11 protein-coding genes are annotated in these 10,187 nt (G+C 64.5%); 6 read left to right on the forward strand and 5 right to left on the reverse strand.

What is annotated here, in order from left to right; genetic code table 11:
- A partial coding sequence (locus EOA27_RS08885; protein WP_189561986.1) for a CoA-binding protein occupies positions 1–652 on the reverse strand: 652 nt, incomplete at its 3' end.
- 141 nt (positions 653–793) lie between these two features.
- Here EOA27_RS08885 and EOA27_RS08890 point away from each other — a divergent pair.
- The 4 genes from EOA27_RS08890 to EOA27_RS08905 all read left to right on the forward strand — a co-directional run bounded on the left by EOA27_RS08890 (position 794) and on the right by EOA27_RS08905 (position 3,973).
- Positions 794–1,180 carry a DUF302 domain-containing protein gene (locus EOA27_RS08890; protein ID WP_126079215.1) on the forward strand — a complete coding sequence of 129 codons (387 nt, stop codon included), beginning with the start codon at positions 794–796 and terminating at the stop codon, positions 1,178–1,180.
- 8 nt (positions 1,181–1,188) lie between these two features.
- Complete coding sequence (locus EOA27_RS08895; protein ID WP_126079216.1) at positions 1,189–3,060, forward strand: heavy metal translocating P-type ATPase; 1,872 nt, start codon at positions 1,189–1,191, stop codon at positions 3,058–3,060.
- Complete coding sequence (trxC, locus tag EOA27_RS08900; protein WP_126079217.1) at positions 3,057–3,506, forward strand: thioredoxin TrxC; 450 nt, start codon at positions 3,057–3,059, stop codon at positions 3,504–3,506. The genes EOA27_RS08895 and trxC overlap by 4 nt, the downstream gene beginning before the upstream one ends.
- An 80-nt stretch (positions 3,507–3,586) precedes the next feature.
- Positions 3,587–3,973, forward strand: coding sequence for a hypothetical protein (locus EOA27_RS08905; protein WP_126079218.1), 387 nt, complete (start codon positions 3,587–3,589; stop codon positions 3,971–3,973).
- 150 nt (positions 3,974–4,123) lie between these two features.
- Here the strand turns inward: EOA27_RS08905 and EOA27_RS08910 are convergent, their stop codons facing one another.
- Complete coding sequence (locus EOA27_RS08910; RefSeq protein ID WP_126079219.1) at positions 4,124–5,107, reverse strand: zinc-dependent alcohol dehydrogenase family protein; 984 nt, start codon at positions 5,105–5,107, stop codon at positions 4,124–4,126.
- A 105-nt stretch (positions 5,108–5,212) separates the two neighbouring features.
- Positions 5,213–5,356: a hypothetical protein gene (locus tag EOA27_RS40555; protein ID WP_189561987.1), complete on the reverse strand. Its 144-nt coding sequence runs from the start codon at positions 5,354–5,356 to the stop codon at positions 5,213–5,215.
- Between the two features lie 235 nt (positions 5,357–5,591).
- Between EOA27_RS40555 and EOA27_RS08915 the strand changes: the two genes are divergently transcribed.
- Positions 5,592–6,236, forward strand: coding sequence for a helix-turn-helix domain-containing protein (locus EOA27_RS08915; RefSeq protein ID WP_126079220.1), 645 nt, complete (start codon positions 5,592–5,594; stop codon positions 6,234–6,236).
- A 46-nt stretch (positions 6,237–6,282) separates the two neighbouring features.
- Complete coding sequence (locus EOA27_RS08920; RefSeq protein ID WP_126079221.1) at positions 6,283–6,798, forward strand: GNAT family N-acetyltransferase; 516 nt, start codon at positions 6,283–6,285, stop codon at positions 6,796–6,798.
- Positions 6,799–6,860: 62 nt separating this feature from the next.
- Here EOA27_RS08920 and EOA27_RS08925 read toward each other — a convergent pair whose 3' ends face one another.
- Together EOA27_RS08925 and EOA27_RS08930 are read right to left on the reverse strand one after the other, a co-directional pair.
- Positions 6,861–8,048 (reverse strand): acetate/propionate family kinase, encoded by a 1,188-nt coding sequence (locus EOA27_RS08925; protein ID WP_126079222.1) that lies wholly within the window; start codon positions 8,046–8,048, stop codon positions 6,861–6,863.
- Positions 8,049–8,110: 62 nt separating this feature from the next.
- The coding region (locus EOA27_RS08930) for a phosphoketolase family protein (protein ID WP_145970293.1) at positions 8,111–10,187 on the reverse strand (2,077 nt) is incomplete at its 5' end.

Below are 10,187 nucleotides of genomic sequence, written 5' to 3' on the forward strand. Positions count from 1 at the left end.
GATTGGGTATGGTTTCGAGATACATCACGATTGCTCGCGTGTGGAAATCGCCCGCCAGCATGTCGAGGCAGTCGCCGACATCGACGTCCGCCATGTCGCCGAGGGAAATGATCCGGGAAAAGCCGACATTGTTCTCGGCCGCCCAGTCGATCAGCGACGTGGCGATGGCGCCGGACTGCGAGATCAGCGCAATGTTCCCGGGCCGCGCCGCCATATGGGCGAAACCGGCGTTGAGCTTCGCCGGGGGAACCATCAGCCCGACGGTGTTCGGGCCAATGATGCGCATGAGCGAGGGCTTGGCCGAATCGAGCATCGCCTGGCGCAGACCATTGGCGTGATTGAGCCCCGCGGTGATGACGACGGCGGCGCGCGTCCCCTTCTCGCCCAGTTCCCGCACGATATCGGGCACAGTCTCGGGAGGGGTCACGATCACGGCCAGATCGGGAACCCCCGGCAGATCGGCGACCCTGCCGTAGCAGCGGTGGCCGACCACCTGCGCATGTTTGGGATTGACCGGCCAGATCTCCCCCTCGAAGCCGCCGCCGACGATGTTGTCGAAGACAACGCGGCCGACCGAGCCAACGCGCTCGGTCGCGCCGACGACAACGACGGATTTCGGTGAGACCGCGTATTCAAGATTTCGGATTGTCATCCTGGAGAACTCCTTGCCGCCACATTCACCGAAGGCGGCTAGCATTCATTGCGCTGGATCAAAGCGCCATCCGACCCCGGCGGCTAGCTACTGCCCTCAAGCTGTCGCTGCTGGCGAAGATCGCCATGGAAGGAGGATCCGATGAGCTATTACTTCAGCAAGAGCCTCGACATGCCGTTCGCGGCGGCGATCGAACACGTCACCAGAAAGCTTGCCGGCAAGGGCTTCGGCATCCTGACGAGGATCGATGTCCAGCACACGATGAAGGTCAAGCTGGGCGTCGACTTCAAGCCATATATGATCCTCGGTGCCTGCAATCCGCATTTCGCATGGCGCGCGCTGCAGGCCGAGGACAAGATCGGCGCGATGCTGCCCTGTAACGTGATCGCGACCGAGACCGCCCCCGGCAAGACCGAGGTGGCGGCGGTCGATCCGATGGTGGCGATGGGAGCGATCGACAACCCGCAACTTGCCGCGACGGCAAAGGATGTCCGGCTTTTGCTGCGGGAAATGATCGACGAGCTTTGACAGCCGTCATGAACGAATCCGTGCTGCGGCGCGCGCTGCTGATCATAGCCGTTCTCGGCCTGGCGCTCGGACTGGGCGTCTGGCGAAACGGTATCGACATCGCCTCGCCCGATACGATCTGGACAGCGGCAACGCTGCCCGTCGTGGCGGCGCTTGCCATCTCGATCCTGCGAGATTTCTGGATCGGCCGGGTCGGCGTCGACACGATCGCGCTGGTTTCGATGTCGGCGGCGCTGCTGCTTGGGCAGGCCTTGGCGGCGGTGGTCGTCGCCATCATGTATGCCGGTGGCACCGTGCTTGAAGATCTGGCACGCGGCCGGGCGGAGCGGAATCTCAGGGCTCTGACCGACAGGGCGCCGCGTGTGGCGCACCGGAAATCCGCACATGGCACCGAAACTGTCGCGATCGACCAGGTGGCGGTCGGCGACGAGCTTCTGGTGCGCGCCGGCGAATTGCTGCCCGTGGACGGCGTCCTGATCGACGCCTCGGCCCAGGTCGATGAGTCGACGGTCACCGGAGAGCCCCTGCCGGAGCGGCGCGGCGCCGGCGACGCATTGCGCAGCGGCACCGTCAATGTCGGCGAGGTCTTTGTCATGCGGGCCTCGGCTATCGCTGACAAAAGCACCTACGCCGCGATCGTGCGCATGGTCGCCGCCGCGCAAACCGCCAAGGCGCCGCTCATACGCATTGCCGACCGTTTTGCCCTGCTCTTGCTTCCGGCCACGCTGCTGATCGCCGCCATCGCCTGGTATCTTTCCGGTGATCCGATCCGCGCTCTCGCCGTCCTGGTGGTCGCGACGCCCTGCCCGCTGATCCTCGCGGCGCCCGTCGCATTCATCGGCGGTGTGTCGCGTGCCGCCCGCGCCGGCATCCTCATGAAGGGCAGCGCGGCGCTGGAGGCGCTTGCCCAGATACGCACCGCGATCTTCGACAAGACGGGGACCCTGACGCTCGGCGGCGCCGAGTTGATCGAGATCGACGTCGCTCCAGGCCAGGGAACCGATGAACCGCTGCGGCTGCTCGCCTCGCTTGAACAGGCTTCGCACCACGTTCTTGCGGATTCGATTGTCCGCATTGCCCGCCATGGGAACCTTTTGCTTTCCCAACCCTGTGATGTCCGCGAGCATCGGGGAGAAGGCCTTGAAGGTCAGGTGGATGGGATGTCGGTCGTGGCCGGATCGAGGCCGCTGGTTCTTGGAAACGGGCCATTGCCCAACTGGGCGGAGAGCGGAGAGAGCCGGTATCGCGACACGCAGGTGCTCAGGGTGTTTGTGGCCATCGATGGCCGGCTTGCCGCTGTTTTCACATTCGGAGACGCCATACGCGAGGATGCGCCCGGCACTGTCGAGGCTTTGCGTTCGGCAGGCGTCACCCGGATAGTCATGCTGACTGGCGATGACGGCGCGGCGGCCGAAAAGGTCTCCGCTTCGCTCGATCTTGATGCCGTCTTCGCCAACGCCACGCCGGCCGACAAGGTTGGGACAGTCGAGGCCGAAAAGGCTGCGGCGCCGACGATGATGGTCGGCGACGGCATCAACGATGCGCCTGCCCTTGCCGCGGCGACCGTAGGCATTGCCATGGGAGCCCGCGGCGGGACAGCTTCGTCCGAGGCGGCGGACGTGGTCGTGCTGACCGACAGGCTGGAACCTGTCGCGGAAGCATTGCGTATCGCCAGGCGCACGCGCGGGATCGCCCTGCAGAGCATCGTCGTCGGGCTGGGGCTCTCGGGCGCGGCGATGATCGCGGCCGCCATGGGGCATATAACGCCGGTGGCGGGAGCACTGCTGCAAGAGGGCATAGACGTCGCCGTCATCGTCAATGCGCTGCGGGCCCTTGGCGACGGGCGTCTCGGCCACGATCGAAATGGGAGAACGTCATGACGCAGGAGAATCTGGTGGTTTGCACCAAATGCGGCGTGGTCAACCGCCTGCCGCCGAACCGAAACAGCGCCGAAGCGCAATGCGGAAAATGCGGCGCCCGGCTGTTTTCCGGGGTCCCGCAGGACATCGACGCAGCGAACTTCGACCGTCAGATCGGGCGCGGCAGCCTGCCCGTCCTGGTCGACGTCTGGGCTCCGTGGTGCGGTCCCTGCAAGATGATGGCGCCGGCCTATGAGGCCGCCGCCAAGGCGCTGGAGCCTCGCATCCGGCTGGTCAAGCTGAATTCCGACAAGGAGCAGGCCATCGCGGCGAGGCTGGGCATTCGCGGTATCCCCACCGTGATCCTGTTTCACCGCCAGCGGGAAATCGCGCGCGTATCGGGGGCGATGAGTGCCGGCCAGATCGTCAATTGGGTTCGCGGTCATGTGCCGACAGGCACCAGTTGAGCCGCGAGCCGATGCCCGTTTGACCTTGATCAAGGTCACCTCCGATCGCCGCGATAGGAATGGCCTCGAAGGAGTCTGCCATGACCAGCTTGCACGACCTCACCCCGAAATTCAGGAACATCCGCCTGCTTCTCGCACGCGAAAAAGGTCATCCGGAAGGAGACCGCGAGGAAGGCTACGATGTGCTCGCACCGCTCACCAATGAGGGACGGCTGGACGCGGAGGAGTGGAAATCGCACAAGGGCTTCTGCCGCGTCCGCCGCTTCCGCACCGGCGAGGACGATCTTGTCGGCCGCCTGCGGCGCAAGCCGGGTGGCCAATGGTATTTCGATTACGCCGAAAGCGATCGTGACGACGAGGTCGGCTTTCATCTCGGCGAGGAGCGCTTCCTCACTGGCGAGTACGTCTCGATCAAGCGCAACGGGGCCATGCACACCTACCAGGTGGCCCGGGTCGAGCAGCCATAGCGCAGCTCGGCAAGCCGTCCGGGAGAAGAATGTCGCGCTGCGTGCCTGTTTTCATCGGCCATCCCGACCCGCCCCTGACCGACTCTGCCGGCCAGGGACGAACCGGCTAAAGCAGATGCCACGGCTAGGCGAACGCGCGGTCCAGGACCGTCAAGGCTTAAGGACGGCGGCGCCACTCAGCCTGCCCATGCGCAAATCATCCAGCGCCTGGTTCGCCCGCTCCAGCGGATAGACCTTTGTGTGCGTGCGCACCCGGGCGTCCCTCGCGATCGGAAAGAACTCCTCGGGGTCCCGGCGGGTCAGGTTGGCGACCGACACCAATTCCCGTTCTTCCCACAGAAGCCTGTAGGGCATCGATGGAATGTCGCTCATATGGATGCCGCCGCAGACCACCCGGCCGCCCTTGCGGACAGCCCGCAACGCGGCCGGCACCAGTTCGCCGACCGGCGCGAAAATGATCGCGGCGTCAAGTTCGACCGAAGGCAATTCATCGGACGCCCCTGCCCAGGCAACGCCCAATGAGCGCGCGAATTCCTGTGCCTGGATGTCGCCAGGCCGCGTGAAGGCAAAGATCTCACGTCCCTGCCAGATTGCGACCTGCGTGATGATATGCGCGGCGGCGCCGAAGCCAAAGATGCCCAGCCGGCGGCCATCGCCGGCCTTCTTGAGACAGCGCCAGCCGATCAGACCAGCGCACAGGAGCGGCGCCAGCGACACCGGATCCGCGGCGGCATCGAGCTCGAAGGCGAAATGCTCGTCGGCAACGACATGACTGGCGAAGCCGCCGTCGCGCGTGTAGCCGGTGAAGAGCGGCTGGTCGCAGAGGTTTTCGGCGCCGGCGTTGCAATAGGGACAATGTCCGCACGTGTGCCCCAGCCACGGAACGCCTACCCTCTGCCCAAGCCGGGCTCGCGATACGCCTTCACCGACAAGATCGACGATGCCGACGATTTCGTGGCCCGGCACGAGCGGCAGCTTTGGCGATGGCAAGTCACCGTCCACGACGTGCAGGTCGGTGCGACATACCGCGCATGCCACCACCTTGAGCCTGATCTCGCCCGCCCCCGGCAAGGGATCCGGACGGTCGACGAGATTCAGGAGCGTACCGGGCTTTTCCAGCACCATTGCCTTCATCACGCTTCCCCGTTTCTCGGAAGACAGACTGGAACGGACCGGCTTTCCCACGGCACGAAAGAATGAAACCGCGCTGGTCCGGCATCCTTTCCTATCGCGAGCGCCTTATCCTGTCCGGATACGGCCGGGCATGACCGTGCCTTGCTCGGACGTGCTTCCTGGCACGGAGCATCTCGAAATAAAGGCCTGCGCGGCAAGATAGGCAAGGCCGAGTATCCCGGTCCAGATTTCAATCATCTCGGAGTTCATGGTCGGTTTCCCCTGGTTGCTCCGGCCAAACAATGCCGAGTCAAGTCATGCCGGCCTTGATCGTGGTCAATCGCGGACCCAGTTGGCGGACGTGCCAGGCGGCCTGCTCGACATGTCTGGCTCGGCAGGGTGATCTGGGATCGCACTAAGTAGTTTCCCGTAGGGACATAACCGAATTTCGGCATGGCTGGATTTGGGCGATTGCTGTTGTCACAAATTCACTGGGACCACATCCATGTACGCTCAAGCCTCCGCCAAGATCGACCTGCCGTCCTATCTTCCCCATCAGAGCCCCGCGCCAGCCTTCGAAGGGCCGGCGACGCCGGTCAGCTTCTTCACGGCAGGCGCTGAAATCTATGCCCAGGGCGAAAAGGCCGGCGCGCTCTATCAAGTCGAATTCGGCGCGGTTCGCATCTACCGCCTGCTCGCCGACGGTCGCAGGCAGATCAGCGCATTCCACCTGGCGGGAGAGACCTTCGGTTTCGAGGCCGACGTCACCCATCACTTCTTCGCCGAGGCGATCAACGCGACTGGTGTCCGGGTCTTCCGCGCTCCGTCAGGCACGGACATGTCGCGTCAGCTCCTGCCTCTGGCGCTCAAAGGCCTGACTCGGGCGCAGGAACATCTCCTGGTGCTCGGCCGCCAGAACGCCATCGAGCGCGTCGCGGCGTTCCTCGTCGAAATGTCGGAGCGTCAGGGCGGGCTGCGGCAGGTGGAACTGCCTATGTCGCGCAACGACATCGGCGACTATCTCGGCCTCACCATCGAAACCGTGTCGCGGGTCTTCACCCGCCTGAAAGAGAAGGGCGTGATCCGCCTGCTCAGCCTGCGCAGCATCGAAATTCTGAAACGCGACACGCTGCTGGCAATGGGTGAATGAGGCCATTGCGCCAATCCCGCGCATCAATCCTGAAAAGGGGCTGAAAATGAAAACCATGCTTACGACCCACACCGGATTTCGCTTCGAGGTGCGTCGAGCGCGTCCCGACGATGAGCCGATCGTCGCCGAGTTCTTTACCCATGTGACACCGGAGGATCTGCGCTTCCGCTTCCTCGGAGCCGTGAAGGAAGTCTCGCATGAGCGGCTTGTGGCGATGACCCGATCCGACGATCCGCACGTCCATAATTTTCTCGCCTTCTCCACCGACGGAATGCTGATTGCGGTGGCGACCCTCGCCGCGGACCCGGCCGATCGGCATGGCGAAGTCGCCATCTGCATCCGCGAGGATCGCAAGCATCTCGGCGTCAGCTGGGAATTTCTCGGCTATGTCGCGCGTTATGCCGACGATCATGGGATAGAGACCATCGAATCGATCGAGAGCCGCGAAAACCGCGCAGCGATCGAACTCGAGCGCGAGATGGGCTTCATCGTCACGACGGATCCCGACGACCCGACGCTCGTCCTGGTTCAGCGGAAGCTCGGCGCCTCGTTGCCGGGCTGAGGCGAGTCGCATTTGTTTGATGATATCGCCCGGGAGCGCCGCGCGCTTCCGGGCGATATCATTTAGTCTTTGCCTTCGAAGCCTTCGAAGCCGAGCAACTCAGCGGCCACCGCACGTTCCTCGTCGGCGGGAATGACAAGCACGTCGACCAGGGAATCCGGGGCGCTGATCAGTTCTTCGCCATGCGCGTTCAACTCCTCGTCGAGCCCGACGCCCAGCCATCCCGCGGCTTCGCAGATGCTCTGCCGGATCGCGGGCGCATGCTCGCCGATGCCCGCCGTGAACACGATGGTGTCGAGCCCGCCAATCGCCGCGGCAAGCGATCCGATCTCGCGCCCGACACGATAGACGAAGAGATCGACGGCGCGCATCGCCGCCGGGTCTTTCGATGCAAGCAGCGTCTGCATGTTTCCCGAGATGCCGGATACCCCGAGCAGACCGGATCGCTGATAGAGCAGGTCGGCAAGTTCGTCCGACGACAGCTTCCGGTCCTGCAGAAGGTGCAGGAGGATGCCGGGATCGATCGCGCCGCAACGCGTGCTCATGACCAGGCCGTCAAGCGTCGAGAAGCCCATGGTGGTGGCGTGGCTTACGCCTGCCTTCATCGCGCACAGGCTCGCACCGCTGCCGAGATGGGCAACGATCGTCCGGCCGCCGGCGGCGGCGCCATAACGGTTGTTGAGCTCGCTGGCGATATGGCTGTAGGAGAGCCCATGGAAGCCGTAGGAGACGATGCCTTGCTCCGCCATCTCATGCGGCAGGCCATAAAGCCTTGCGTGCTCGGGCTGCGCCGCGTGGAAGGCCGTATCGAAGCAGCCGACCTGCATGGTGCCGGGCAGGAGGCGGCTGGCCAGGTCGACGAGCTCCAGGTTGATCGCCTGATGAATCGGGGCGAGCGGCTCCAGCCTGCGCAAGGCACCGAGCGTGCGCTCGTCGAGCAGCATTGCGCGGACAAACTCCCGGCCGCCATGCACGATGCGATGTCCGACCCGGCCCACCCGGCGCAGGAGGCCGCGGTCCGCAAGATAGGACGCAACGGCTTCGAACGCCGTGCCGATGGAGATCGGCTGTTCGCCAAGGCTCCTGTCGAATGACGGCGTCATTGCCGTGGGCGCGACGTGGAGCCGGGGCCGCTCGCCGATCGACGAGACGCTGCCGCGCACCAGCAGATGGAGCTCGTCGCGCCATTGGAAGACGGCGAACTTCAGGCTCGATGAGCCGCCATTGAGGACGAGAATTGCGTCGGTCATGGCCGGCCGGTCCCCGCCGCTTTTGCAAGCCCGATCCTCTCGGCCCGGCGCCTCGTCATCGATTACCGCTCCCACTTCCAGCCGAGTATCTCGGGCATGTCCTGCCCGTGCTTGCGGATATAGGCTGCGTGCTCGATCAGCTTGCCTTCCATGGCCTGCCTCAGCTGGATGTGCGCGCCGGCCGGCTCGGGAATGCGGTCGAGCACGCCGAGCACGAGATGATAGCGGTCGAGCCCGTTCAGCACGGTCATGTCGAACGGCGTCGTCGTCGTCCCTTCCTCATTGTAGCCGCGCACATGGATGTTGTCGTGATTGGTCCGCCGGTAGGTCAGGCGGTGGATCGTCCACGGATAGCCGTGATAGGCGAAGATGACAGGCTTGTCCCTGGTGAACAACGCGTCGAACTCATGGTCCGACAGCCCGTGCGGGTGATGTTCCTTCGGCTGCAGCGTCATCAGATCGACAATGTTCACCACACGGACCTTGAGGTCGGGAATGTGGCGCCTCAGGATCTGAACGGCGGCCAGGGTCTCGAGCGTCGGCACGTCGCCGGCGCAGGCCATCACCACATCCGGCTCGGCGCCGCCGTCGGTCGACGCCCATTCCCATATCCCAATGCCGGCGCCGCAGTGGACTTTCGCCTCGTCGATGGACAGCCACTGCCAGGAATTGGCCTTGCCGGCGACGATGACGTTGATGCGGTTCCATGTCTTAAGCACATGGTCGGTCACGCAAAGCAGGCTGTTGGCGTCCGCCGGCAGGTAGACGCGCACGACGTCCGCCTTCTTGTTCAGCGCCACGTCGATGAAGCCTGGATCCTGATGGCTGAAGCCATTGTGCTCCTGCTGCCAGACATGGCTGGACAACAGATAGTTCAGCGAAGCGATCGGCCGCCGCCAGGGGAGCTTGCGGCAGGCATCCAGCCATTTCGCATGCTGGTTGAACATGGAATCGACGATGTGCGTGAAGGCCTCGTAGCAGGAGAAGAAGCCGTGGCGCCCGGTGAGCAGGTAACCTTCCAGCCAACCCTGGCACGTATGCTCGGATAGAATTTCCAGAACCCTGCCTTCCCGCGCCAGGTGGACATCCTCGGGAACGATCTCTTCCATCCAGGCGCGCTCCGTCACCTCGAAGACGTCCTGCCACCGGTTCGAGGCCGTCTCGTCGGGGCCGACGATGCGGAAATTCCTGGCAGCCCGGTTCAACGTCATGACGTCGCGCAGGAAGCGGCCCATGACACGGGTCGACTCCGCCTTGACGCCGCCGGGCCGCTCGACCGGGACAGCGTGCTCATCCAGGCCAGGCAGTTCGAGAGACCGCCGCAGCAGGCCGCCATTGGCATTCGGATTGGCGCTCATGCGCCTGTCACCTTGCGGCGCGGTGGCGCGGATCGCGGCCAGGGGTGCGCCGGCGGCGTCGAAAAGCTCTTCGGGCCGGTAGCTTCTCATCCACGCCTCAAGCATCCTCAGATGCTCTGGGTTCTCGGCCAGGCCGGAAAGCGGGACCTGGTGGGCGCGCCAGAATCCCTCGGTCTTCAGCCCGTCGACCTCCTTCGGACCGGTCCAGCCCTTCGGGCTTCGTAGCACGATCATCGGCCATTTCGGCCGCGGCTGCGCGGTCTTCGCGCCGCCGCGGGCCGCATCCTGGATCGCCTTGATGCGGTCGAGCGCATCGTCGAGCACGACCGCCATCCGCTCATGCATCAACGCCGGATCGTCACCTTCGACGAACAGCGGCTCGTAACCATAGCCGACGAACAGCGCACGCAGCTCTTCCTCGGGGATACGGGCCAGAATGGTGGGATTGGCGATCTTGTAGCCGTTGAGGTGGAGGATCGGCAGCACCGCGCCGTCAAGCGCCGGGTTGAGGAACTTGTTGGAATGCCAGGAGGTGGCGAGCGGCCCGGTTTCCGCCTCGCCGTCGCCGACGACGCAGGCGACGACAAGGTCCGGGTTGTCGAAGGCCGCTCCATAAGCGTGCGAGAGGGCGTAGCCAAGCTCGCCGCCTTCATGGATCGAGCCGGGCACATCAGGCGCCGCATGGCTCGGGATGCCGCCAGGAAACGAGAACTGGCGGAAGAGCTTCTTCATTCCGGCCTCGCCCAGCGCAATGTCCGGATTGGTCTCGCTGTAGGTGGCC

It is taken from the genome of Mesorhizobium sp. M2A.F.Ca.ET.037.01.1.1, assembly GCF_003998075.1.
Classification (GTDB): domain Bacteria; phylum Pseudomonadota; class Alphaproteobacteria; order Rhizobiales; family Rhizobiaceae; genus Mesorhizobium.